Here is a 25,031-nt window from a genome sequence, read left to right on the forward strand (position 1 = left end):
GGGACGCGTTGTCCACAGGCGGTGCGGGGCTGTCCGGCGCGGCCCGTACCGTGGGCGCCATGGATCTGAGACCGCCCTGGCGGGGCGGGCCCCGGGCCGGTGGTGCGCCCCTGAAGCGGGGCCGCACCGCACGCCTGACGACCTGTCTGCTCGCCGCCCTCCTCACCCTCGCCGGAACGCTGCTGCCGACGGCGCCCGCCGCCGCCGACTCCGGCGTGCACCGCGTCGACGCGTTCCGGTCGATGCCGGGCGGGGTGCGGATCGACACCTCGTACTTCACCGCCGGGGACCCGGGCCACAAGCGGCCCGCCGTGCTGCTCGCGCACGGCTTCGGCGGCAGCAAGGCCGAGCTGCGCCCAGAGGCCGAGAAACTGGCCCGCGCGGGCTACGCGGTGCTCACCTGGTCGGCGCGCGGCTTCGGGAGGTCCACCGGCCGTATCGGCCTCGACGACCCGAAGGGCGAGGTCGCCGACGTCTCGCGGCTCATCGACTGGCTCGCGAAGCGCCCCGAGGTGCAGCTCGACGCGAAGGGCGACCCCCGGGTCGGCGTGACCGGCGCCTCCTACGGCGGCGCGGTCTCGCTGCTCGCGGCCGGCCACGACCGGCGCGTCGACGCGATCGCCCCGCAGATCACCTGGTGGGACCTGCGCGAGGCCCTGTTCCCGAACGGCGTGTTCAAGAAGCTGTGGGCCGGGATCTTCTTCACCTCAGGCTCCGCCGACATCGGCTCCCGCCCCAGCGCCGTCGGCATCGGCTGCGGGCGCTTCGAGGACGAGCTGTGCGCGATGTACCGCAGGGTCGCGGTCGCCGGGAAACCGGACGCCGCCGCCCTCAGGCTCCTCAAGGAACGCAGCCCCGTCGCGGTCGGCAAGAACATCAAGGTGCCCACGTTCATCGCGCAGGGCCAGAGCGACTCGCTGTTCCCCCTCGGCCAGGCCGACGAGATGGCCCGGCGGATCAAGGCCAACGGCGCCCCCGTGGCCGTCGACTGGATCGCGGGCGGCCACGACGGCGGCGACATGGAGGTCCCGCGCGTCTCCGACCGCATCGCCCACTGGTTCGACCGCTACCTGAAGAAGGACACCTCGGTCGACACCGGGCCCGCCTTCCGCATCTCCCGCAGCGGCGGCGTCGACGCGACGGACGGCGCCTCCCGGCTCAGCGGCGTCGACAGCCCGAAGTACCCGGGCCTGACCGGCGGCGTACCGGCCCGGAGCACCGGCGAGAGCGAGCAGGACACCCCGGGCGAGGCCGCGACCGGGCGGGAGACCGCGAGCGGCACCGGACTGCGCGAGCGGCGGATCAGGCTCGGCACGGCCCGCGAGGTCTTCACCAACCCGCCGGGCGGCTCCCCGCCCGCCATCTCCGCCGTCCCCGGCCTCGGCGGTTCGCTCGCCGAACTCGCCGACCGCGCCGGGCAGGGCCTCGCGCTCGACTTCCCCGGCCAGTTCGCCCGCTTCAACTCCGCGCCCCTGAAGGAGAACCTGCACATCACCGGGACCCCGACGGTGCGCGCCCGCGTGCAGTCCGGCACCGGCGAGGCCGTGCTCTTCGCGAAGCTCTACGACGTGAGCGCGGACGGGAAGCAGCAGGTGCTGCCCTCCCAGCTCGTCACCCCGCTGCGCGTCGAGAACGCCAAGGCGGGCCGGACGGTCGACATCACCCTGCCCGCAGTCGACCACGAGGTGCAGCGCGGCCACACCCTGCGCCTCGTCCTGTCCGCGACCGACCTCGGCTACGCCTCCCCGGACGCCCCCGCGACGTACGCGGTCACCCCGCTGAGCGCGCTGAGCGTGCCGAGCCTGCCCGACACCGAGACCGACGCGGCACCGCTGCCCGCCTGGGTGTGGGCGCTGCCCCTGGCCGGAGCCGTGATCGCCCTCGCCGTCCTGCTGCTCGGGCGCCGCCGCACCGCCGCGCCCGCGCCCGATCCGGCGCTCGCCGGGGTGCCGCTGCGCATCACCGGGCTGAGCAAGCGGTACGCGCGCTCCGCCGACCGGTACGCGGTGCGCGAGCTGTCCTTCGAGGTCCGGCGCGGCCAGGTGCTGGGCCTGCTCGGGCCGAACGGCGCGGGCAAGACGACGACGCTGCGCATGCTCATGGGCCTCATCACGCCCGACGAGGGCGAGATCCGGGTCTTCGGGCACGCGGTGCGGCCGGGCTCCGCCGTGCTCTCGCGGGTCGGCTCCTTCGTGGAGGGCGCGGGCTTCCTGCCGCACCTCAGCGGCCGGGAGAACCTGGAGCTGTACTGGCAGGCGACCGGGCGCCCCGCCGAGGACGCGCACCTGGACGAGGCGCTGGAGATCGCCGGTCTCGGCGACGCACTCAAACGCGCCGTGCGCACCTACTCGCAGGGCATGCGCCAGCGCCTCGCCATCGCCCAGGCCATGCTGGGCCTGCCCGACCTGCTGATCCTCGACGAACCGACCAACGGCCTCGACCCGCCCCAGATCCGCGAGATGCGCGAGGTCATGATCCGGTACGCGGCGGCCGGGCGCACCGTGATCGTCTCCAGCCACCTGCTGTCCGAGGTCGAGCAGTCCTGCACGCACCTCGTGGTCATGGACCGGGGCCGACTGGTCCAGGCCGGGCCCGTCGAGGAGATCACCGGCTCCGGGGACACGCTGTTCGTGGGCCTGGCCGGGGAGATCCCGGACGCGCTGGTGGAGAAGGTCGCGGCCGTCCCCGGCGTCGCCTCCGTGGCCCGCGCCGAGGGCGGACTGCTCGTCACGCTCGCCGGGACGAGCGCCGCCGCCCTCGTCCCCGAACTCGTACGGCTCGACGTGCCGGTGGCCTCGGTGGGGCCGCACCGGCGCCTGGAGGACGCCTTCATGCATCTGATCGGAGCACGGGCATGAGTGAGGTCACCGAGCTGCCAGGAGGCGCGGCACCCGGCGGCGGCGCCTCTCCCGCCCCCGCGCCCGCCGCCGCACCCGGCTACCGGGCACGGCACACGCTGCCGCTGCGCGTCGAGGCGCGACGGCAGGTGAAGAGACGGCGGACCTACGTGGTCGCGGCGGTGCTCCTGCTGCTGCCCTTCGTGCTGGCCGTCGCCTTCGCGGTCGGCGGCACCCCCGGCGGCGGGGAGAGCGGCTCGACCCGCATCAACCTGATGGACACGGCGACCAGCTCCGGGGCGAACTTCGCCGCCGTGTGCCTGTTCGTGTCCGCCGGGTTCCTGCTCGTCGTGCCCGTCGCCCTGTTCTGCGGGGACACGGTCGCCTCGGAGGCCGGCTGGTCCTCCCTGCGCTACCTGCTCGCCGCCCCCATGCCCCGGGCCCGGCTGCTGCTCAGCAAACTCGTGGTCGCGCTGACCTTCAGCCTCGCCGCGATCGTGCTGCTGCCGCTCGTGGGCCTGGTGCTGGGCGGGCTCCTGTACGGCTGGGGGCCGCTGGAGCTGCCGACCGGGGGCGCGCTGACCGGCTCGGCCGCCGTGGGGCGGCTCGGGATCGCCGTCGCATACCTCTTCGTCTCCCAACTGGTCACCGCCGGCCTCGCGTTCTGGCTGTCCACCCGGACGGACGCGGCGCTCGGCGCGGTGGGCGGAGCGGTCGGGCTGACCATCATCGGCAACGTCCTGGACGCCGTCACCGCCCTCGGCCACTGGCGCGAGTTCCTGCCCGCGCACTGGCAGTTCGCGTGGGTCGACGCCCTCCAGCCGGACCTGTCCTGGGACGGCATGGCGAAGGGCGCCTCGGTCTCCGTGGCCTACACGCTCGTACTCCTCGCCTTCGCGGTACGGGGGTTCGCGCGCAAGGACATCGTGTCCTGAGCCCAGGGGTGGGGGGTCTCGCCCCCCACCCCCGCTCCCGCCGCTACTCCGGCCCCGTGAACGGCGGTTCGGCCGGGGTCGGTCCGATGGAGGGCCGCAGGGCGCGGACCGCGACGCGCGGGTGGAAGAAGTACGCGGGCGGGGCCTGGAGCGTCAGCACCCTGCGGTAGGCGTCGCCGAGGGCGCGGTCACCGGGCACGCGCTGCTGGATACGGGCGAGATAGCGGCCGGTGAGCGCGTCCAGCGGGCCCTGCCGGGTGCCCGACAGTTCGGCACCGGGCACCGCGCGGTCCGCGCCCGCCGAGATGTCCCACGCCGGGCCCGCGACCGCCGCCAGGGCGCGCTGGACCCTGCGGGTGCTCGGCACCCGGGAGGGGTCCGCGAGCGCGTCGCGCAGCGCGAGGGCGCCGAGCGCGGCGACCGCCATGCCCTGACCGTAGATCGGGTTGAAGGTGCACAGCGCGTCCCCCATGGCGAGGAAACCCGCCGGGGTGCCGCCCTCGGCGTAGTGGCGGCGGACGTTCGCGGTGCGGCGCGCCCCGTGGACGGGGGAGTCGGGCACCGCCCTGCTGATCCAGTCGCGCAGATGCGGGTGCGGGTAGCGGGACGCGAAGTTGAGGAGCCCCGCCTCGTCCGTCGGGGGACGGCTGCCGCGCGGCCCGGCGAGGCTCGCGAACCAGCGGCCGTCCTCGACGCGCAGCACCACGCCCGTCAGCGGCTGCCGCGCGTCCGGCAGTACGTAGAGACAGTCGTAGGACGGATCGGGCTGACCCTCCGGGATCCGGAACACACGGCTCGCATAGGCGAGTCCGGTGTCGATGGACTCCTCGCGCGGGCGGTCGGCGCCCAGTTCGGCGAGCCAGTCCGGGGCCGGGGAGGACCGGCCGGAGGCGTCCACGACGAGGTCGGCGGCCAGTTCGCGGACGGGGGCGTCCGCCGTGCCCCGGGCGCGCAGCCGGACCCCGGTGACCCGGCGCGCGTCCCCGAGGAGGCCGACGACCTGGGTGCCTTCGAGCACGTCCACGCCGCCCGCCGCGCCGACCTGTTCCCGCACGGTCGCGTCCAGCAGCGTGCGGGTACAGGCGAACAGGTGGGTACTGGCCGGGAATCGCCGGTACCAGCGGCCCGACTGCCACTGCACCATGTCCTGCGGCATGCCGACGAGGTGGGCGCCCCGCTCCCGCAGCAGCGCGATCGTGCCGGGCAGCAGCTCCTCGACCGCCCGCCTGCCGCTGGGCAGGAGCACGTGCACGTGCCGGGACTGCGGGAGGCCGGGGCGGGGCGCCGGGACGCTCGGCCAGTGGTCGCGCTCCACCAGGGTCACCCGGTCCGCGTGCCGGCTGAGCACCCGGGCCGCGAGCATCCCCGCCATACCGCCCCCGATGACGACGGCGTGCCGCCGCCCCGGTCCGTTCTGGTTACCTGCCATGCGCGGAGTGTAAGGGGCCGGGGGTGCCCGCCACGAGCACCGGCCGCGCGGATCGCACAGGTTCCGGCCACGGCGCGACGGGCCCGGACCGACACCACCGGACGCGTCAACTCCGCACCAGGCGGGCCTCATCGGCAGCAACGCGGCGCGCGCCCCTGCTGCGGGGCGGCCCGCCCCTCAGGGGCACGAAGGGGTGGAAGGGGCGGAGGGGGTGGCCGAAGCGGGACCCGGAGAGGTGAGCAGCCGGTTCAGGGACGCGTCGGGGCGCGGCACCACCCCGTACTCCTCGTCGGCCGGGGCGGTCGGCAGCCGGTTGACGACGCTCTCCAGGGCGGCCGGCAGCGAGGGATGGCGCCGCTCCCTGCACTGGGCGAGCAGCCGGTTGCGCACCTCCTCCGACAGTCCGGGCGGCGCGCCCCGGCCCGCCACCGCGGGCCGGCGCGAGCCCGGGGCCGGGGGCGCCGTCCGCCGGGAGCGCTCGCGCCACTGCTCGGCGTCCCGGAACTCGGCGCGCGAGCGGTGCAGCAGGGCCAGGCAGAACGCGGCCGTACGGCTCCCGCCCTCCGCCGCGAATCGCCACCAGTAGGCCGCCGCGTCCCCCGCCCGCGTCAGATGCAGCAGCGCACCGAAGACCAGGGCGCCGTGCGGGTCGCCGCCCTCCGTGTCCAGCAGCCGGCCCAGACTCGGCGCCGCCGCGGGCGCGTCCACGACCAGCGCCACCGCGAGATCCAGATCGTGCGCGGCCTGCTCGTGCGCCGAGGGGTACAGGTCGGGGGCCGGGCGGACGGCCGAGGCGGGCGGGGGCGGCGGCACCGGTGCGCCGCTCAGCCTGCGCCGGGCCTCGGCCGCCGGGTACGCCCCGTGCAACACCTCGGCGCCCGCGAGCAGTTCGTCCACCTCCGCGCGGCCCCGCAGCCCGCTCATCGCCCCGCCCCGCCCTCCGCGTGCGGACGTCCGGGCCCGGTGTCCCGGTCGTCGCGCGCGGGCATGCCCAGGTCGGTGGCGATACGGCGCCGGGCCCGCCGGGCCTGGATGCGCACCGTCGCCACCTCCGCGCCCAGATAGTCGGCGACGTCCTCGACCGGGGCCCGCAGCACGTACAGCAGGACCACCAGGTCGTACTGGCGCTCCGGGAGCCGCGCGATCACCCGGTACAGGCCGAGCGCGTCCTCCAGGGCGTCGAAGGGCTCCTGCCACTCCTCGCGCACGAGCCCGTCGACGGCGCTCAGGAAGGCCGAGGTGTGCACGAACGCCGGTTCCCGCTCGTGCAGTTCGAGCCAGGCGTGGATCTCGGCCTTCAGCACCCGCCAGGCGTAGCGGGACACCGAATCCTGGCCGAGGACATGCGTCCAGTTCGCCCGCAGCCGCGCGCAGACCGAGCGCACCACGTGGTCCGCGTCCGCCTCGCCGACCTGCGTGTGCGCGTACCGCAGCCACAGCGACAGATGCGAGTCGGCGAAGGCGTCGAAGGTCAGGTCGGGGCGGCGCGGCTCCAGCAGGGCCCGCAGTTCGTCCAGGACGCGGGCGCGGTCCTTGACCGCCTGGCCGCCACCGCGAGCGGGTGGGACCGGGCCGGGAGCGGCCACGGCGGGCCCGGGCAGGACGGGACCGGCCAGGGCGGCGTCGGCCGCCTGGGGCCCGCCCCTCACGGGCCGGCCCGTGGGCTGTTCACAGTTCACCGGCGTGACGCTCCGTTCGCCTGCGGGGCCTCGCCGGGGGTGGGGCGAGGATCTCGGCTCATTCAGTTGCCTCGGGTACCCGTATTTCTCTCGCGGTCCGGCCTCCGAGGGAAGTACCGGCCTGCCGGTACCACCCCTCGACATCCTGTCCGGTTCCGCCAACTTCCCTCACACGCAGAGGTGGTGACCGCCCGTGCGGACGGGCAGACTGAGGGCGACCAGCTTAGGCCGTACGGGTGAAGGAGGGGGCACAATTGCCGGAGAACTACGCGGTCGACCTCGAACTGGACCGGGCGCACTCCGCCCGGATGTACGACTACTACCTCGGCGGGACGACCAACTTCCCGGCCGACCGGGAGGGCGCGGGCCGCGCGATGTCCGCCTTTCCCTCGATTCTCGCGACCGCCAGGATCAACCGCAGCTTCATGCACCGCTCGGTGCGCCTGCTCGCCCGTTCGGGGATGGAACAGTTCCTCGACATCGGCACCGGCATCCCGACCTCCCCGAACCTGCACGAGGTCGCCCAGGCCGAACGGCCCGCCGCCCGCGTCGTCTACAGCGACAACGACCCGATCGTGCTGGCCCACGCGCGCGCCCTGCTGCACAGCACCCCGCAGGGCCGCACCGCCTACGTGCAGGCGGAGGCCACCGACCCGGCCGGGCTGCTCGCCGACCCCGGACTGCTCGCCACGCTCGACCTGGGGCGGCCCGTCGCGCTGAGCCTCAACGCGCTGCTGCACTTCGTGCCCGAGGACAAGGAGGCGTACGCGCTGGTCGAGCACCTCAAGTCGGCGCTCGCGCCCGGCAGTACGCTCGCGATCAGCCATGTCACCCCCGAGTTCGACCCTGAGGGCATCGCCCGGCTCACCGAGGCGTACGCCGCCTCCGGCACCCCCGGGAAGGCCCGCAGCCGCGAGGAGATCACCGCTCTCTTCGACGGCTGGGACCTCCTCGACCCCGGGCTGGTGCCGAGCCACGAGTGGCGCCCGGAGCAGGGCGACAGCTTCTCGTCCTTCGGTGAGGTCAGCGCCAAGGAGGCGGCCTGCTACGCGGGGGTGGCGCGCAAACCCTGAGCCCGCGCGGGCCGTTCGCCTCAGCCGACCTCGTCGTGCAGGAACTCCTCCAGCGCCCGGCCCGGCCGCAGGGCCGCCGCGCCGTCCTCGGACGCGAAGGCGCCGAACCCGACGAGGGTCACCGTGTGGCCCGCCTTCAGCGCCTGGGCGATCGCACCGGACCGCTCGACCGTGCCGAACAGGGCGTCGACGACGGCGCCGATCTGCCCGGGCGAGGGCGCGCCCTCGCCCGCCGTCCCGCGCGCGACCGCCTCGATCAGCCCGGACCTGTCCATACGACCCACCCACTCTTCCCGACGACTCGGAGCGAGGCGCCCGCGGCCCGTGCGGGCCCGCCGCCGCACGACGCCCTCAGCCTGGCATCCGCCCGCCGGGTCGGCACGCCGCAGGGGGCCGGGCGGGCGCCGCCGGGCGCGGGGGCCCAGGGCCGGCTCAGCGCGGGTTCTCGTCCGGGCTCTCCTGCGGCGGGGCAGTGAACTCGACGGTCAGGCGGGGGCCGGGGCCGGGACCGGCGCCGTCCTCCGGGCCCGCGCACCGCACCCGCAGCCCCTCGGCGAGCAGCCGGGCGGTCGGGTCCGGTTCGACGTCCCGTGAAGTGTCGTACATCCAGGCCAGGTTGACCGCCGAGCCGAGCAGGACCGGGTCGAGTGCGGGCACCGGCTCGCCCCAGTGGCGTACCGCCCGGGCCTCCAGGAGCCGGCCGCCCCGCAGCCGTACCAGACAGCGGTCGCGGTCCAGACGGGACACCAGGACGTTCAGGTGCGGGTGTGCGAGGGCCTTCGCGGCGAGCCAGGCCACGGGCGACAGCTCGCCCTCCAGCACGGTCCGCGCCATGACCTCCCAGCTGTTCGGGCGCAGGGTGTGCCGGTCCAGGTCGGTCACCGCGAAGAAGCCGTCCTCCGCGTCCTGCCAGTCGCCGAACGCCGGGAACCTGCGCACCGTCACCGCGCCCCCGGGCAGGACCGCGCCCGTCACCGCGTACGCCACCGGCTCCCGGCGCGGGAGCTCGGGGGGCGGCGGGACCGGACGCGGCTCGGGCGGCGCGGCGGGGGCCGGGAGCCCGCACGGCGCGAGGAAGGCGTACATGCGGCGCCGCAGCAGCGTCCCCGCCTCGCCCGGCGCGCCGAGCTGCGAGGCGGCCACCGCGCGCAGGGCCGTCCGCGGATCGCCGGGGCCCCCCGCCGGCCCCGGGACGGCCGGGCCCTCCGCCGTCCGGGCGTCCGCTTCCCGGCCGCCCGTCTCGAAACGGTCGAAGGCCGCCGTGATCTGCGCGAGCGGGTCCGCGTCCGGATCGAGCCGGGGCGCCGCCCCGCCGAACGCGAAGGCCGGTGACCGGGGGTCGAGTTCCTCGGCGCCGGTCGCCGCGAGCAGCGTCACACGGTCCAGCGCGGAGCCGTAGAAACTCGTACTGCCGTGGTCGCCCACCACGACGTCCCCGGCGATGATCGTGGCCCGCCAGCCCTCGTCCGGCGGAATCAGCGTCAGGCCCGCGTCCACCTCCTCGGCCAGGCGCCGGAACACGGCGTACCTGCCCGCCCGCGCCCACACGTTGGGGTGCAGCACGGCGGCCACCGCGTACTCGTCCACGGGCAGCGCGGACAGCAGCCGCCGGGGCAGTTCCGGGCAGCGGCCCAGCAGCGAGTGCTCGCCCCACGTCGAGTGCAGGACGACCAGCCGGCGCGAGCCGACACCGAGCCGCTCCCGGAAGACGTCGCGCAGCGGGAGGCTCGCCCGGACCCGGTCGAAGCACCAGTCGCCGACCACGAGGGCCCGCCCCGCGGCGGGCGGGCAGGAGCCGGCCAGTCGCCGCAGCTGCTCCTCGTGCGAGACCCCGATGGCTGCCGGGACCACCTGGCCCCGGTGCGTCAGTTCACGCCTGGACAGCCCGGCGGGCGAGGCCCCGTCACCCGTGCTCTCGCGCACCAGCCGGTTGTAGCCCGCGCCGTGCGGCAGCACCATGAGCGGCCCCCGCACCCTGCGCATCGAGGGGTGCACGGCGCAGGCCAGCGCGAGGTCCCAGCGGCGGCGCACCGCCTCCTCCCACGGCACGACCGGCACCCCCAGCTCGGCGAAGTACGCGGGCAGCCCGTCGGCGAAGACCGAGCCGGGGTTGACCGTGCAGGACACCTCGATGCCGTCCGCCGGGTCCAGCAGCGTCAGGACGTCCATGAGCCGGGTCGCCGAGGTCAGGGTCCGCGCGATCCCCAGGACCCGCGCGCGCGGCGGGGACCAGGTGTGCCAGCGCGGCGAGGCGGCGCGCCGCGCACCGCGGAAGAGGGAGGAGGCCAGGGCCATGAGGCAGGAATCCCGGACGGACGATCGGGCCCCGGAGGGCGGCGGACAGGGGCGCGTGGAATCGTACTCAGCCCGGACGCGCGGAGGGCGCCCGCACGCGCGGGTCACCGCCCGTAAGCCCCCGGCGGGCCGCGCCGGGGGCGGTCACGCGGGCCCCCCGGGCGTGCCGGAGCCGCCGGCCCGGCTGCCTTGCCCACCGGCCCCGCTGCCTTCCCCACCGGACGCGCTGCCCTGCCCACCGGCCCCGCCCACCTCGCCGTCGGCGGACGGGCCGCGCACCGGGTCCAGCGCGGCGCGGCACCTGGCGAGCAGGTCCGGATCGGCCGTCTCCTCGGCGAGAGCGGCGAGTTCGGCGAGGAAGCGGAGGATCTGGTCGAGTTTGGCCCGCTGTTCCAGCTCCGAGGCCAGCTCCTTGGCCTCCAGCGCGTACGTGAGCGCCGACTCCACCTCGCCGAGCGCGCGGTACGCGGCGGCCTCGGTCAGCCGCAGCCGCATCAGCAGCGCCCGCTCGCCCTGCGCCTGGGCGGCGAGCGCCGCGCCCGCCAGCGTCTCCAGGGCCTCCGTGGGCCGCCCGGCCCGGGTCAGGGCCGCCGCGAGCTGGTTGCGCTGCACGAGTTCGCCGCGCGGATCGCCCTCGTTGGCGGCCAGCGCGCGGCGCAGCAGCTCCACCGCCTCCGCGTGACGCCCCTGCGCCCCGTGCAGCAGCGCCTGCGACTCCCACACGACGCCCCGCACCTGACGGTCCCCGACCAGGGGCAGGACCTGTTCGGCCCGCTCCAGCTCCGCCCGCGCCTCCTCGAACTCGCCCAGGTCCAGGTGGGCGCGGGAGAGCTGATTGCGCATCCGCACCTCGACGTCGGGGCGTGCGAGGTGCTGCGCGGCCACCACGCCGAGCCGGTGCGCCTCGATCCAGTCGCCGTAGTGCTTGAGGCTGTGGTAGAGCGCCCACAGCGACTCGCACAGCCACCACACCTGCTCGTACCGGTCGCGGGCCGCCGCCTCGCGCACCACGGCGAGCAGGTTGGCCCGCTCGGCGTCGAGCCACGCGAGGGCCTGGGCCGCGCCGGTGAAGGGCTGCGGACCGGCGGGCGGCGGCTGGAGGCGCAGGCGGCGGGCGCCGAGCACCATCCGGTCGGCGTGCGCCGCGCGCTCCACGTAGAAGTCCAGCAGGCCGTCGTCGACTTCGGCGCGCAGACCGGCCCCGGCCCGTCCCCGGGCCCAGGCCCGCGCGTGCGCGCGCACCACGTCGTGCAGGCGGTACCGGGGGCCGTCCGGGTCCCCGGCCGCCGTGCCGTCCGTGCCGTTCCCGCGCGTCGCCGGGGCCACCGCCGTCGCGAGATGCCCCACGAGCAGGTCCCGCAGGCCCGGCGCCGCGTTCGGGGCGCCGCTCGCGGTGGCCGTCGCACCGGTGAACGCCTCGCACGGGGAACAGCCGAGCCGCAGGTACAGATCGGCGGTCGCGGGGGCGAACTCGGCGACCACCCGGTCCAGTACGGCGTCCGCGCCCGCCTCGGCGCCCTCCAGTTCCGCCACCAGGTCCTCCAGGGGACGGTGATCCGCGTCCAGCAGGCGTTGCGCCACCAGCCGCAGCGCGAGCGGCAGTCCGCCGCACAGCCGCACCAGCCGCCGCGCGGTGTCCTCGTCGGCCCGCTCGTCCCACCGGCGCAGCAGGGCCGTGCCCGCCCGTTCGTCCAGCGGGTCGACGGTGATCAGGTCCGCCCCGTCCAGCCGCAGCGCCCGCAGTTCGCGGCGGCTGATGACGAAGACCTGGGTGCCCAGTTCGAGGAAGGGCCGCGCCTCCGGGGCGTGCCGCACGTTGTCCAGGAAGACGACGGGGCGCCGCTGCCGCATCAGCGACCGCAACCGGGCCGCGCGCGCCGCGTCCGAGGCGGGCACCTGCTCGCCCGGCACCCCCAGCTCCCCGAGGAAGTCCCCGAGGACCGCGCCCACGTTCGCGGCGCCGTCGCGGCGGTCCGCGTCCAGGTCCGCGTAGAGGATGCCGTCCGGGAAGGACTCGGCGTGCAGGTCGGCGAACCGGGCGAGCAACTGGGTCTTGCCGACCCCGCCGGGCCCCGACAGGGCGATGTGCCCGCGACCGGGGAACAGCCCTTCCAGCCGGGCCAGTTCACTCACCCGGTTCTCGAAGCCGGGCAGCGGCGCCGGGCAGCCCCACGGGACGGGCGGGGGCGGGGCGGCGGCCGGCAGGACCTCGAAGCGCTCGATCGCGATGCGGTCGGCCTGGAACACGTTCCCGTTCACGACGGCCCGCCCGGCCAGGGAGTTCCGCGTTCCCGTGTCCAGCCGCTCCTCCACCGGTCCCCCTCGCCTCGTGGCGGCCAGGGATGCCGCCCGGCGGCCAGCGTATGCCGCGCCGGGCCGCGCGGGGAGCGGAACGGGCCGATGCGCCCCCGTGTGCTTCGGCGTGCCGCGTCCCGCGGGTACACCGCGCGCCGCGCGGTGTCTAGGGTTGGTACGACGTCACCAAGCTGCCGCCGACCAGGGAGCCAGGGCCCGTGATCTACCGCATTCCCGCCGCGCCGGCGCACTTCGTGGACCGCGAGAAACAGACGACGCAGGCCCGGCTCGCGGTGACCCAGTGGGCCAAGCCCTTCGCCCCGCTGTGCCTCGCGCTCACCGGGCCCTGGGGCATCGGCCGCACCGAACTCGCCAACACCCTGGCCCGTACCGCGTGCGCCTCCGGCCGCTATCCGGACGGGGCGCTGCGCATCGACCTGGACGACCTGCGCCGGGAGGGGAGCGTCGCCTCGCAGGACGTGCTCGCCCACCTGCTGCGCTCCCTCGGGGTGAGCGCGGGCGAGTGGGTCGAACTGTCGCTCGCGGGCCGCGAGGGGCAGTACTGGCAGCAGACCAGGGACAAACGCTTCGTCCTGGTCGTCGACAACGCCCGCACGGCCGCCGAGGTCAGACCCCTGCTGCCGCCCACCGGCGGCTGCCTCGTCATCGTCACCAGCCGCGCCCCGTTGTACGACTTCATGGACGGCACGGCGCTGACCATGCCGCTGCCGCCGCTCCCGGACCACGAGGCGAGCCGGCTGCTGGAACTGCTGAGCGCCGACGAACGCCTCGCCCACGAACCCGAGGAGCTGGCCCGGCTGCTGACCGTGTGCTCGGGGCGGCCCGCCCTCGTCCACGACCTCGCCAAGCGGCTGCGGCGCCACCGCAACCGGCCGCTGTCCCGCCTGCTGCCCGACTTCCGGGCCGCCCTGAAGGACGGAGACCTCGACGTGCTCACCCGCCTGCACGACGAGTCCTACGCCGAACTCGGCCCCGACGCGGCCCTCCTGTACCGCCTGCTGCCGCTGGCCCCGGGACCCTCGGTCTCCGCCGCCGCGTGCACGGCGCTGCTCGGCCGCGGCCCCTGGGCGGGCGGTGAGGCACTCGACGAACTCGCCGAGAAGGGCCTGGTCACCCCGCTGGACGAGCCGCAGGAACCGGTCGCCGCCCGGCTCGTGACCCTCACCGGGACCCGGGTGCGCCTCGACGAGGTGCTGCGCGCGCACGCCGAACGCTGGGCCGACCGGGAGGGCGCCGCCGACGACCGGGACGCCGCCCGGGCCCGGCTGACGCGCTGGCTGCTGCGCCAGGCCCAGCACGCCCGCCTGCTGTTCGCGGGGCGGACCCTCACCCGCGCCCCCGCCACGCCCGCCCTGCCCGGGGTGCCCGACCTCGACTTCGAGAAGGCCGCCGCCGCCGGGACGGGCGAGGAGGTCAGGACCTCGGTGTCCGACTGGTTCTGGGCGGAGGCCCCCGTCCTGTACCGCACCGTCGAGACGGCGTACGCGCACGGCCTGGACGCCGAGTGCTGGGCGCTGTGCGAGCCGCTGTGGACCTTCCACTTCGACCGCCCCAGCCCCGTCGAGACCCTGTCCGCCTTCGCCACCGGGGCCGCCGCCGCGCTGCGCAGCGGCGACGTACGGGCCCTCGCCCGGCTGCTGTCCATGGCGGCCCGCATCCACTGGGAGCAGGGCGAGTTCGCGGCGGCCGACACCGAACTCGGCCGGGCCGAGGGCGCGGTGGGCGCACTCGAAGCGGCGGGCCCGGACGCCGAGGGCGAGGACCGCAAACTGCTCGCCTCCGTGCGCGAGGCGCGCGGCATGTGGCACGGCGCCCTCGGCAGGGCCGCCGCCGCCCAGGGCCGCGAGGAGGAACGGGCCCGGCAGTGGCGGTCCGCGTTCGGCAGGTTCGAGGAGGCCCGGCTCCTGCACGCCACCATCCCGAACGACTACGGCGTCCACCTCCAGACCTACCGGGAGGGCGAGGCCCTGCTGCACCTCGGCGACCACGCGGGCGCCGCCGCACGCCTGACCCGGGCGCACGCGTGGATGCGGGAGGACAACCGGCTGCGGCTCACCGGCCGGACGGCCTTCGCGCTCGCGGGCGCCGAACGCGGCCTCGGGCACCGCGCCGAGGCCGAACGCCTCTACAGCGAGGCGCTGGCCAACGCGGGGCTGCGCAACGCGGGTCGTGAACAGGAGGAGGCCCTGCTCGCCCTCGCCGCGCTGGCCGAGGAGTCGGGGGAGCCGGGGCGGGCCGCCTCCTACCGTGAGCGCGCCCGCGACCTGCGCCGCAGCAACGGCGGACTGCTTCCCGAGGAGGACACGGCGGCGGGCTGATCCGGGCGGCGGTGCGGCGGGACCGTCCCCGTCCCCACCCGGCTTCCGGCTCCCGGCTCCCCGGCTCAGGCCGGGCGCCGCGCGTCCTCGGTGGTGGCCGGGGAGAGGCGGACCTCGTAGGCCCATTCGCCCAGAACGCAGTCGAAGCGGTCGGCCGTCAGACCGGGCCGCTCGGCGAGCCGCGCGTGCACCGCGCACAGCACGGCGGCCGGATCGGCGCGCACGACGCGGGTGCCGTGCCTGCCCCGTGCGAACTCGGCGCGCAGCAGGGGGCCGCCGCGCCGCCGGACGAGACACAGCGCGCCGGACACGACGACGGCCGCCGTCATACAGCCCGGGTACTCGCGGAGCAGCCGCTCCGTCCAGCCCTCGGCGGTCCAGGTCGCCTGCGTACCGGCGGGCTCCCCGGCGCCCGGCCGCCGCATCAGCAGTCCGGCGCTCTGCGCGTGCCGCTCGTTCGCCGAGCCGTGCTCGGCGCCGAGGAAGTGCACGGGGACCTCGGTGCGCACCGGGTACCGCTCGACGCGTACGCCGGGCAGCGCGCCGCCGTCCGTCCCCCGCGCCCCGTCCGCGCCGTACGGCTCGACGCGGACCGCGAAGGCGGCGGGCGCGGGTCCCGGCGCGGCGGGGGCGGGCAGGGGGCGCGGTTCGACGGGTTCGGGCGGCGGGACGAGACCGAGCTGTTTGTACAGCTCGTCCCGGAGCAGTTCCAGGGCCCGGCCGCGTTCGGCGAAGGCGGGGGCGGCGAGCGCCCTCCCGTCGCCCGCGCGGTGCTCGCGCAGCGCCGAGGAGATGCTGTGCGCGCCCTCCAGCCGGGGGACCGAGGCGAGCAGCCGGGCCATCGGGGAGCCCGCGAGCAGTTCGCTGCCGCCGTCGTGCGCGGACAGCAGCGGACGGTCCAGGGCCGCCGCGTACAGCGCGGCCGAACCGTGGTCGCACACCACGAGGTCGGCGGCCAGCAGGACCGCCGCCCACTCCTCGTAGGGCCGGGCCAGGACGAGCCCGGCGGCGAGGGCGGGCGCGAGCCGTTCGGCGAGTTCGAAACCGCCGAGCCGGCTGTACTCGTTGGGGTGCACGAGCAGGGCGAGCTGGTACTCGTCCCGCGGCAGGCGTGCGACGAGTTCCGCCGCGAGCCGGGGGCGGCGCCGCAGCAGCGACTCGGGGCCCCACGTCGAACTGAGGACGACGAGCCGGCGCGCCCCCGTGCCGAGCGCCGCGCGGAACCGCTCGCGGTGACCGGCGGAGGCGAGGATGCGGTCGAGGGTGGGATCGCCGACGACCCCGGCGCGGTGCGCGGCGCGGCCCGAGACGGCGGCGAGCCGGTCGATCTGCTCGGGGTGGGCCAGCGCGTGGAAGGCGGCGAGCGGCTGCCCCTCGTGCAGCAGGAAGACCGGGTCGAGACCGGAGGCCGTCTGCTCCGAGCCCTCCCCGCGCACCGTCTTCCCGAAGCCCGCCCCGTGCGGCAGCAGCACGAGCGGGCCGTTCAGCCGGGCCAGACCGCCCTTGGGGCTCGCGGCGAGCACCAGGTCGAAGGCGCCCCGGACGGCCTCGGACCACGGCACGGTGCGCGCGTGGAGCTGTTCGAGCGCGGAGAGCGCCTCGATGTCGAAGTCGGAGCCGGGCACCAGGGTGAAGAAGCGCCGCACCCGGCTGTCCCCCGCGAAGACCGGCAGCGTGTCGAGGAGACGGTGCAGGGCCGCCGCCGAACGCACGGCGAACAGCACCGACTTCACGCCCTCGGGCCGGTCCTCCCGCCACGGGTACGGGAGCGCGCGGTCGCCGTACGCGCCGTACGCCTCGTGGACGTCGTCCGGCTCGTGGACGTCGTGCGCCCCGTGCGCGTCGCACGCGGGAAGGCGCGTGCCGCGCGGGGTGGCGTCCTCGTCCTGCGGCATGCCGGAATCGTACCCGTGGCACCGCGCGGGGCGGGATGTGCGCGACCGGCGGACGGGCGGGGGCGCCCCCGGCCACAATGCGGCCATGGGTGAATGGGGAATCGCACTGATCGCGGCGGGCGCCGCGCTCCTCGGCAGCGTCGTCACCGGCTGGTACACGCGCGGCGCGGGCGACCGGCAGGCCGAGGCGGCCCGGCACGCCGGGGACCGGCAGGCCGACGCGCTGCTCGACACCGTGCGGGCCACCCTCGACGAGCAGCGCGCGGCCCGCCTCCTCGGCAACCGGCGCGAGACCTACGTCCGGTTCGTGACGGCCGTCGAGAGCGTGCACACGGCCGCCCGCACGGGCGCGGGCTCCCCGGCCGACGGGCCGGAACTGCGCCGCGCCCTCGCCGCCGTGTCCCTCGAAGGGCCGCCCGAGGTGCACCGCCTCGCCCGCGCCCTCGCCCAGAGCCTGGACGACAGGGAGGGGCTGCGCGCGTACCCCGAACGCGAGGAGCGCTTCCTGCGGGCCGCGCGGGAGGCGCTGGCCGAACGTCCCTGAACCCCGCGCGGACCGGCCGCGTGCTCAGTCCTCGGCGCCGCCGCGCTGCCTCGGCACCCCGCCGAGCGGGGCCGCACCGGAGGCGGCCGCGATCCGCCGCTCCTCGGCCACCGCCGCGACCCGGCCGCGTACGAGGTACCAGCCGCCCCACAGCCCGAGCGCGATGAGCGGGACGCAGGACACCGTCCACGTACCGATGTCCCCGTCGCAGGCCATGAGCACCACGACGAGCAGCAGGAAGGCGAGCGTCAGGTACGAGGTGAAGGGCGCGCCCGGCAGCCGGAAGCCGCCGCTGACGGCGCGGCCGTCCTTGACGCGGCGGCGCAGCGCGAGCTGGCACAGCATGATCATGGCCCAGGTCGCGATCATGGTGATCGCGGAGAAGTTGAGCACGATCGAGAAGGCGCGGTCCGGGACGACGTAGTTGAGCACGATGCCCAGCACGTAGCAGGAGGCGGTCAGCAGGATGCCGCCGAAGGGCACGTGCCGCTTGTTCATCCGCGTCGTGAAGCGCGGCGCCGAACCCGCCAGACCCATCGAGCGCAGCGTGCGGCCCGTCGAGTAAAGGCCCGAGTTGCACGAGGACAGCGCGGCCGTCAGCACCACGAAGTTCATGATCTGGTCGGCGCCGGGGATGCCGACCTTGCCCATCAGCGTCACGAACGGCGACTCGCTGCCGCTGTACGCCGTCCACGGCAGCAGCAGGACCAGCAGCAGCACCGAGCACACGTAGAACACGACGATCCGCCAGGACACCGAGTTGATGGCCTTCGGGATGACCTCGCGCGGGTTCTCCGTCTCCCCGGCGGTGATGCCGACCATCTCGATCGCCGCGTACGAGAACACGACGCCCTGCGTGATGACGACCGCCGCGAGGAAACCGTGCGGCAGCATCCCGCCGTGGTCGGTGATCAGCTGCGGGCCGCCGGCCTGACCGGCGACCGGGTGGCGGCTGGCCAGCAGCCAGCAGCCGACCGCGAGGAACGCGACGATCGCGGCGACCTTGATGATCGCGAACCAGAACTCGAACTCGCCGAACCAGCGCACCGAGATCAGGTTCGCGCCCAGCACGACGAGCAGCGCGAACAGCGCGAGCGTCCACTGCGGGATGTCGCGCAGCGCGCTCCAGTAGTGCAGGTACACGGCGACGGCGGTGATCTCCGCGATCCCGCTGCACACCCAGTGCAGGAAGTAGATCCAGCCCGCGAGGAACGCGGCCTTCTCGCCGCCGAGCAGCTCGCGGGAGTACGACACGAAGGAGCCCGAGGTGGGCCGGTGCATGACCAGCTCACCCATCGCGCGGGCGATGAAGAACGCGAACAGGCCGGTGATCGCGAACACGACCACGAGGGAGGGACCGGCCGAGTTCAGCCGCTCGCCCGCGCCGAGGAACAGGCCGGTGCCGATCGCTCCGCCCACCGCGATCATCTGGACCTGCCGCCGTCGCAGGCCCGAGGAATAGCCGTCCTCGCTCACCGGCCCTGCGGCGCGGGTGGTGGACGACTGAGCCGCCGGCACCACCGTTTCCTCGGGGACTGAGTGCTTCATGGGGGAATCTCCGTACTGCGGTGCTTGAGGGCACACGCCGCCGCAGGTGCCGCAGGGCACACCGGCCGCGCGCCGTACGGGGCGCCGGGGCCGGCCTGAGGGGGAGGCGGGGGCGGTGCGGGGACGGGCTGGTCGTACTCCGTGGGGGGGGAGGTGGGGGGTGGGTCCCGCCGCCGTGGGTGCGGCCGGCGGGACCGGGGGAACAGGGGGAAACGGAATGCCTCACTCCGAAACCCGGGGCAGCCTACCGGGAGGTAGCGGCCGTATGCACACGGATGGGCTGACGGACGGGCTGAGCGGGCACCTCACCCAGGGGGTCCGGGCCCGCTCCGGTGCCGGGTTCCCTGGGTTCCGGGCCCGCTCCGGTGCCGGTCAGCGCGCCGCGCTGGCGCGAACCGCTCTCCACGAGCACCTCCGCCAGGCTCTGCGCCGGGCGCACCAGCGCGAAGCGGACCTGCCCGGTCTCCTCGTCCGTCCAGTAGCCGTGCACGGCGGGCCGGGGCAGGCTGTTGTAGCCGAAGGGCGTCGAGAAGTAGTACGCGCCGGTGTCCCACAGCGCGACGAGGTCCCCGGGCTCCAGCTCGGGCAGCGCGCGCCCGCGCGCCACCAGGTCGCCCGCGAAGCAGCAGGGCCCCGCGACGTCCTGGACCAGGCCGGGCCCCGTCTTCGGCTCGCCGTCCGGGCCGAACGCGGCGACCCGCAGCGGCCAGGACTCGGGCGCGAACACCGTACGGGTCGCGACCTGCGCGCCCGCGTGGCCGACCGCGATCCGGCGGCCCCCCGAGGTCTTCGTGTACTCGACGAGCGCCGCGACGAACCCCTGCTTCGCGAGCAGGGAACGCCCGAACTCGGTGACGATCGTGTACCGCCCGTCGAACAGGCCGGGCACGGTCGCGCGCAGCAGGTCCGCGTACGCCGAGAACGGCGGGTCGGTCTCCTCGCCCGCGAAGTTCACCGGCAGCCCGCCGCCGATGTCGATCGTGTCGACCTGCTGACGCCCCGCCTCCCGGTTGATCCGCTCGGCCAGCGCGTACACGATCCGCACCGACTCGGCCATCAGCTCCAGCGCCACGCCCTGCGAACCGGTGTGGGTGTGCAGCCGGGTCAGCCAGGGCCGGTCGAGGAAGGAGTCGACGATCCAGTCCTCGACGCCCTCGTCGCGCAGCGCGATCCCGAACTTCGAGGTCGCGGTCGCCGTCGACATCGCGCCGATCGTGCCGGTGCCGACCTGCGGGTTGATCCGCATGCCGAGCGGGGCGCCCGGCGCGAGACCCGCCGCGGCCCGCTCGCTCACCAGCGCGTCGATCCTCGCGAGTTCCTGCGCGTTGTCCGCGTTGACCGCGACCCCGGTCGCGAGCGCGTCCCGCAGCTCCTCGAAGGTCTTGGCGGGCGAGTCGAGGACGGTACGGGAGGCGGGCACCCCGGCGGCGCGGGCCAGCTCCAGTTCCCCGGGGCTCGCGACCTCGCAGCCGACGCCCTCCTCGTTCAGCAGCTCAAGGACGGGCACGAGCGAGGCCGCCTTGACCGCGAAGGTGTGCAGAACGGGAGCGTCCCCGTCGAAGGCGGCGTGCAGCTCGCGCGCGGCGGCCCGGATGCCCGCGACGTCCAGCAGCCCCGCGACCGGGGCGGCCGGACCGACCAGCCCCGCGCGGGCCGCCGCCCGGATCGCCGCGTGCCTGCGGGCGAGGGATGCGTGCCCGCGCGCCTCGGAGCCCTGCCCGCCCGGCGCGTGATCCTGCCCGCTCGGCGTGGAGTCGAGAACCATTCCGGTGCCTCCTCGTCGGTCCCCCGTGGGACCAGCAGTGGGTGACGGCGTCGTCCGCGCGCCGTACGTGGGACCACTGTGCGGGGCCGCGCGGCCCCCCGTCTGCGGCGAGCAGGCCGAAGCCGGGCCCCCGCCGGTGGTGCGGCGGGACAAGGCGCGGGGCCGGTGCGGCGGCGTGTTGTGCGCCCGTACCAGAAGATCCGGGTTCCGTTGTCCGGACGGACAAGAGGCGGTCCCGGGTGTGGGGGAGCCGCGGGGGCGTCCACACGCCCGGACGCCCGTGTGGTCACTACATCTTGACAAGGACATGCAGCCCGCACAACGCTACGAGAGAGCGCTCCCACCCCCACCCGACCGGAGGGCGCTCGCCTGCGTTTCCGTGAACTCGCGTGCTCATGCGTGGACTTGCGCACGAGTCCGCAGACTTGCCTGCGCGCTTGCGCGGACTCGTGTGCGCTTCCGCAGAACGGACGGGGCCGCCACCTGGCCGGCGGCCCCAGCTGTCCGCCCCCCGACCGGGCCAGGGAGGAACCCATGCCCCCCACAGCAGCATCCGTGTTCCACCGCCGCCGCCCCGCGTATCTGCTCGCCGCAGCCGCCGCCGCGCTCCTGGTGACGGGCGCGATGGCCACGGGCTCGCCCGCGGCCCACGCTTCGAGCGCTCCGGCCACCCCCGCGACCCGTCTCGCCGCCGGTGAGCAGCCGCCGGACTCGTTCTGGGGAGACACCAGCGGCATCCCCGAGGCGAAGAACGTCCTCACCGTGAAGATCCTCAACAAGACGAACGGGCAGTACCCCGACGACCAGGTCTACTGGACCTTCGGCGACGAGACGCACTCGATCGCGGAGCAGCCGTACCTGGACATGCCCGCGAACTCCGCGGGCCGGATGACCTTCCATCTCGGCGCCCCGGACGGCAAGTACTCCGACTTCATCGAGTTCACCGTCGGGGACGACGTCTTCAACGGCAACACCACCCGGGTCGACGCGTTCGCCGTCAAGCTGGCGATGCGGCTGCACGCCCACGACGGGTACGACGTCCAGGTCGGCGAGGACTACCAGACCTTCCAGGAGGACCGGGCGACCACCTTCCAGAAGTTCAGGGACGAGGTGCCCGCCGAGTTCAAGGCGCTCGCGGACGACGACACCCGCATCCCCGCCCCGGGCAGCAGCCCGGACTTCCGGGAGGGCGGGAAGTACGCCAACTACCTCAGCGACTACGCGAATTCGGCCGGGATCGACGCCCCCACCTCCGACATCTTCGGCTGCGCGGGCATCCTGGCCAACGAGCCGGGGAAGTGCTCCGCGGTCAACCGCCACGTCGCGGGGCTGCCGGAGGGCGACTGGTCGAAGCCGGAGCTGTACTACAAGGACGCCCCGGCCAACTACTACGCCAAGTTCTGGCACGACCACTCCATCAACAACCTGGCCTACGGCTTCCCGTACGACGACTACGCGGGCCAGTCCTCGTTCGTCTCGCACGGCGACCCGCAGTGGCTGGAAGTCGCGGTCGGCTGGTGACAGTTGGGCCCTGACACCCCACGCAGGGCCCGGCGCGGAGGGACGGCGCGGGCGGGCGGCGGAGCGGAGGGGCGCGGGCGGACCTCAGTCCTCCTCGCGCTCCGCCGTCCCCGCCGCCGCCCCCGCCGCCCGTGGCGGGAGCAGCCCGGCGGCGCGCAGCCCCAGGTCGGCGAGCAGCCGGGTGTCCGGGTCGGCGAGGTCGAGGCCGAACAGGTCGGACAGCCGCCGCAGCCGGTAGCGCAAGGTGTTGGGGTGCACGCCCAGCAGCCGCGCGGTGGCCGGGACGTCACCGAACCGGTCGAGGTACGCGGCGAGCGTGCCCGCGAGGTCCGTGCGGTGCGCCACGTCGTGCGCGAGCAGTTCCCGTACGGGCCCGTCGACGGCCGGGGACAGCGTGGAGACGGCGTCCACGACCCGCAGCGCGTCGAGCGCGGCCCGCACGTCGGCCTCCTCGGCGACCACCGCGGTCCGCTCCGCTCCGCCCGCCGGGTGCCGCTCGCGCAGCACCCGCAGGACGAGGTGGGCGGCGCGGCAGGAGTCGACGGCCTCGTCCAGTGCCTCGCGTACGGCGCCGACGGCGACGAGCGGGCGGAACCCGGCGCCGCGTACCGCACCGGCCAGTTCGCCGCCCAGCCGCCGCGCCTGGAGCGCTGCCGTGCGGTGCCGGCCCGGGCCGTCGGTCTCCGCCGCGCCCTCGGGACCGGGCAGCGGAAGCAGGACGTCGAGCCGGTCCCCGTCGCGCAGCGCGAAGCCCGCCGGGTGGTGCGCGGTCGCCTGGAGCGCCGCGAGGTGCAGCGCCCGTCCGGGATCGGCGGCGGAACCCTCGCCCGGCACGGCCAGGACGCTGAGCACGGCGCACGGGGTGCGCGGGGTGAGCCCGAGCGTCGCGGCGGCCGAGGCCACGTCGGGGGTCCCGTCGAGCAGCGCGCGCACGGCCTGCCTGCGCCGCGTCGACCCGGTGCGGCTGCGCAGCCGGTGGTGCAGGAGGTGCGGCGCGGCGGTACGGGCCGCCTCGCGCAGCGCCTGCCGGGCGCCGTCCCCGAGCGGGGCGCCGTCCGCCGCGACCCAGATCGAGCCGAGCACCTCCGCACCGGCGCGCACGGCGACGGCCAGCCGCTCGGGGAACCGCTCCTCGGCGGGCCGGTGCACGACGTCGTCGGTGGTCCACAGGGTGCGCAGGAACCCGCTCGCGGTCAGCTCGGCGAGCCGCCAGCGCGGCACCTGCTGCCCGAGGATCGTGAGCCGCCGCAGCGGGTCGGCGCCGTTCTCCGACCGCGAGAAGGCCAGCACCCGCGACTCCGGGTCCTCGATGGTGACGGCCCCGCCGACCAGCGTCGCGAAGACGTTGGCGAGCGCGGGCAGGTCCCCGAGGGGCACGTCGGTCGCCGGTTCGGCCGCCCCCGGACCGCCGCCGTACGCGAGACCGGCGCGCAGCAGCCCCACCAGCTCCGTCCACTCGACCCAGGGCGCCCGGGTCAGCAGCGCGGTCGGCACGACCCGCGCCACGTCGAGCAGCCGCTGCGCGGGCCCGGCCGCCCCCCGCCGTACGACGAGCGCGGCGGCCCCGGCCTGGGCGGCGGCCTGGAGCACCCCGGCGGCGGTCGCCGAGGAGGCGTCCACCCCGACCGCGACGAGCACGTGATCGCGGGCCGCGAAGGTCTCCCCGGGGTCGTACAGCCCCACCCCGCGCACCGGCACCCCCGGCCCACCCGGCACGGACACCACCTCGACGGCCTCCCCGGCCCCGGCGGCCAGCACACTCCCGAGGGTCGGGGCATCGGCGGCGGGCGCGGCGTGCTGCCCGGGGGAGGGCTCGGGGTTCGGGACGGGTACGGACATGCCGTCCATTCTCCCGCGTACGGAGCCCGGAAGGGGAGGGCGGCGACGGTGGGGGTTGCCACAGGGCGGGGCGGGGGAGAGTGCCGGGGCGGGGCACCGAGCTCACCTCCTGCCCTCACCGCCGACTGGCCGATGCCGAAGATCGGCTTCGTGTTCGACGGCGGCCGGATCGCCGCGCGCCGGCTCGCGGCGATCCGTCTCGACCCCGAGGAGCACGACGCCTGGGAGGTGCACTCCCTCACCGAGTGGCGACGCGCGATGCGCCCGCCGTCCTACGCCCGCCTGCGCGCGGTGGAGGAGGCCCGAGGGACGGGGCCCGCGTACCTGGTGAGCGGGGGAGGGGCGGGGGCGCCTCCTCCGTGAGGAAACGGCGCGCCCCGCGCTCCTGACAAGTCACCCGTGGTCAGGCGTTCTACTGCGCGCGTTGGCCAAAGCCACCCGGGCGCTGAGCACTTCGGCCGCGCTCATCGGCTCGACCCGGTCGGGCGCCACGTCCCACTCCCGCCCGCCGCCGAGCGGCCGCAGCCACACGTACCGCCCGAGCCGGCCCATGACGACGCCGATGAGCCCCCGTTCGAGGTCCCGCACGGTGTCCCCGACGCGCAGCGGCCCGGGGTCCCGCCCGTCCGTCACCGTGCGTTGCCCTTGGCGACGGCCTCGGCGAGGGCGTGCGCGACCGGCGCGGAGCACACGCCGAGCTGCACGAGCGCGTACCGGCTCTCGTCGCCGTAGGGCTTGCGCACATCCATGGCGGGCAGCTGGATCCCCGCCTCGGTCAGGGCGGCGGCGAGCGCGTCGCGGGCGTCCATCGCCTCCCGGATCTTCGCCTTCGGGTCCTTCTTACCGTCCTGAGCCGTGCCCTGTGAACCGTGCATGAGTGCTGATCTCCCGCCGTATGTCGGTGAATTGGGGCACCGGGCGCAAGGGGGTGCGTTACTCTGCGTGCGCCAGGCGTTACGAGAATGCACGGTGGGAAGTACGTGAAGGCGGTGGACACGGGGATGGTTCCACGTGGCGTGGCCCAACTTCCACACCGG

19 protein-coding genes are annotated in these 25,031 nt (G+C 75.7%); 7 read left to right on the forward strand and 12 right to left on the reverse strand.

The genetic code is table 11. The features are described from left to right. Nucleotides 1-59: 59 nt before the first annotated feature. Nucleotides 60-2,858 carry an alpha/beta fold hydrolase gene (locus AB0J21_RS07175; protein ID WP_363144838.1) on the forward strand — a complete coding sequence of 933 codons (2,799 nt, stop codon included), beginning with the start codon at nt 60-62 and terminating at the stop codon, nt 2,856-2,858. Further along, nucleotides 2,855-3,772 carry an ABC transporter permease gene (locus AB0J21_RS07180; protein ID WP_363144839.1) on the forward strand — a complete coding sequence of 306 codons (918 nt, stop codon included), beginning with the start codon at nt 2,855-2,857 and terminating at the stop codon, nt 3,770-3,772. Before AB0J21_RS07175 ends, AB0J21_RS07180 begins: the two co-directional genes overlap by 4 nt. Before the next feature lie 43 nt (nt 3,773-3,815). On the opposite strand, the gene AB0J21_RS07185 is transcribed toward AB0J21_RS07180, so the two are convergent. The 3 genes from AB0J21_RS07185 to AB0J21_RS07195 form a co-directional block, all read right to left on the reverse strand. Beyond that, nucleotides 3,816-5,201 (reverse strand): FAD-dependent monooxygenase, encoded by a 1,386-nt coding sequence (locus AB0J21_RS07185; RefSeq protein WP_363144840.1) that lies wholly within the window; start codon nt 5,199-5,201, stop codon nt 3,816-3,818. 177 nt (nt 5,202-5,378) lie between these two features. Next, the gene (locus tag AB0J21_RS07190; RefSeq protein WP_363144841.1) at nt 5,379-6,125 is read right to left on the reverse strand and encodes a hypothetical protein; all 747 of its coding nucleotides are present in this window, start codon (nt 6,123-6,125) and stop codon (nt 5,379-5,381) included. Beyond that, nucleotides 6,122-6,880, reverse strand: coding sequence for a sigma-70 family RNA polymerase sigma factor (locus AB0J21_RS07195; protein WP_363144842.1), 759 nt, complete (start codon nt 6,878-6,880; stop codon nt 6,122-6,124). The genes AB0J21_RS07190 and AB0J21_RS07195 overlap by 4 nt, the downstream gene beginning before the upstream one ends. Nucleotides 6,881-7,134: 254 nt before the next feature. On the opposite strand from AB0J21_RS07195, the gene AB0J21_RS07200 reads away from it, so the two are divergent. Further along, nucleotides 7,135-7,953 carry an SAM-dependent methyltransferase gene (locus AB0J21_RS07200; protein ID WP_363144843.1) on the forward strand — a complete coding sequence of 273 codons (819 nt, stop codon included), beginning with the start codon at nt 7,135-7,137 and terminating at the stop codon, nt 7,951-7,953. A 20-nt stretch (nt 7,954-7,973) separates the two neighbouring features. On the opposite strand, the gene AB0J21_RS07205 is transcribed toward AB0J21_RS07200, so the two are convergent. The 3 genes from AB0J21_RS07205 to AB0J21_RS07215 form a co-directional block, all read right to left on the reverse strand. Then, nucleotides 7,974-8,228 carry an HU family DNA-binding protein gene (locus AB0J21_RS07205; RefSeq protein ID WP_363144844.1) on the reverse strand — a complete coding sequence of 85 codons (255 nt, stop codon included), beginning with the start codon at nt 8,226-8,228 and terminating at the stop codon, nt 7,974-7,976. 157 nt (nt 8,229-8,385) lie between these two features. Beyond that, on the reverse strand, nt 8,386-10,248 hold the full coding sequence (locus AB0J21_RS07210) for a hypothetical protein (RefSeq protein ID WP_363144845.1): 1,863 nt from the start codon (nt 10,246-10,248) through the stop codon (nt 8,386-8,388). A gap of 144 nt (nt 10,249-10,392) precedes the next feature. Continuing rightward, a complete protein-coding gene (locus AB0J21_RS07215) occupies nt 10,393-12,561 on the reverse strand; it encodes an NB-ARC domain-containing protein (RefSeq protein ID WP_363144846.1) in 2,169 nt (722 codons plus the stop codon). 200 nt (nt 12,562-12,761) lie between these two features. Between AB0J21_RS07215 and AB0J21_RS07220 the strand changes: the two genes are divergently transcribed. Next, complete coding sequence (locus AB0J21_RS07220) at nt 12,762-14,882, forward strand: hypothetical protein (RefSeq protein ID WP_363144847.1); 2,121 nt, start codon at nt 12,762-12,764, stop codon at nt 14,880-14,882. Between the two features lie 65 nt (nt 14,883-14,947). On the opposite strand, the gene AB0J21_RS07225 is transcribed toward AB0J21_RS07220, so the two are convergent. Further along, on the reverse strand, nt 14,948-16,777 hold the full coding sequence (locus AB0J21_RS07225; RefSeq protein ID WP_363144848.1) for a translation initiation factor 2: 1,830 nt from the start codon (nt 16,775-16,777) through the stop codon (nt 14,948-14,950). Between the two features lie 85 nt (nt 16,778-16,862). On the opposite strand from AB0J21_RS07225, the gene AB0J21_RS07230 reads away from it, so the two are divergent. Further along, nucleotides 16,863-17,321, forward strand: a complete 459-nt coding sequence (locus AB0J21_RS07230; protein ID WP_363144849.1) for a hypothetical protein — start codon at nt 16,863-16,865, stop codon at nt 17,319-17,321. 24 nt (nt 17,322-17,345) lie between these two features. On the opposite strand, the gene AB0J21_RS07235 is transcribed toward AB0J21_RS07230, so the two are convergent. Together AB0J21_RS07235 and AB0J21_RS07240 are read right to left on the reverse strand one after the other, a co-directional pair. After that, the gene (locus tag AB0J21_RS07235) at nt 17,346-18,749 is read right to left on the reverse strand and encodes an amino acid permease (protein WP_363145209.1); all 1,404 of its coding nucleotides are present in this window, start codon (nt 18,747-18,749) and stop codon (nt 17,346-17,348) included. Nucleotides 18,750-19,113: 364 nt separating this feature from the next. Next, the gene (locus tag AB0J21_RS07240) at nt 19,114-20,634 is read right to left on the reverse strand and encodes a diaminopimelate decarboxylase (RefSeq protein WP_363144850.1); all 1,521 of its coding nucleotides are present in this window, start codon (nt 20,632-20,634) and stop codon (nt 19,114-19,116) included. A gap of 534 nt (nt 20,635-21,168) precedes the next feature. On the opposite strand from AB0J21_RS07240, the gene AB0J21_RS07245 reads away from it, so the two are divergent. Beyond that, on the forward strand, nt 21,169-22,155 hold the full coding sequence (locus AB0J21_RS07245) for a glycoside hydrolase family 64 protein (RefSeq protein WP_363144851.1): 987 nt from the start codon (nt 21,169-21,171) through the stop codon (nt 22,153-22,155). An 84-nt stretch (nt 22,156-22,239) separates the two neighbouring features. Here AB0J21_RS07245 and AB0J21_RS07250 read toward each other — a convergent pair whose 3' ends face one another. Beyond that, nucleotides 22,240-23,994 (reverse strand): helix-turn-helix domain-containing protein, encoded by a 1,755-nt coding sequence (locus AB0J21_RS07250; RefSeq protein ID WP_363144852.1) that lies wholly within the window; start codon nt 23,992-23,994, stop codon nt 22,240-22,242. Between the two features lie 132 nt (nt 23,995-24,126). Between AB0J21_RS07250 and AB0J21_RS07255 the strand changes: the two genes are divergently transcribed. Then, complete coding sequence (locus AB0J21_RS07255; RefSeq protein ID WP_363144853.1) at nt 24,127-24,357, forward strand: hypothetical protein; 231 nt, start codon at nt 24,127-24,129, stop codon at nt 24,355-24,357. Nucleotides 24,358-24,387: 30 nt separating this feature from the next. Here AB0J21_RS07255 and AB0J21_RS07260 read toward each other — a convergent pair whose 3' ends face one another. Both AB0J21_RS07260 and AB0J21_RS07265 read right to left on the reverse strand, forming a co-directional pair. After that, nucleotides 24,388-24,582 carry a hypothetical protein gene (locus tag AB0J21_RS07260; protein WP_363145237.1) on the reverse strand — a complete coding sequence of 65 codons (195 nt, stop codon included), beginning with the start codon at nt 24,580-24,582 and terminating at the stop codon, nt 24,388-24,390. Nucleotides 24,583-24,623: 41 nt separating this feature from the next. Beyond that, nucleotides 24,624-24,869 carry a hypothetical protein gene (locus AB0J21_RS07265; RefSeq protein WP_363144854.1) on the reverse strand — a complete coding sequence of 82 codons (246 nt, stop codon included), beginning with the start codon at nt 24,867-24,869 and terminating at the stop codon, nt 24,624-24,626. Nucleotides 24,870-25,031: the final 162 nt, after the last annotated feature.

This window comes from Streptomyces sp. NPDC049954 (assembly GCF_040656295.1).
Taxonomy (GTDB): domain Bacteria; phylum Actinomycetota; class Actinomycetes; order Streptomycetales; family Streptomycetaceae; genus Streptomyces.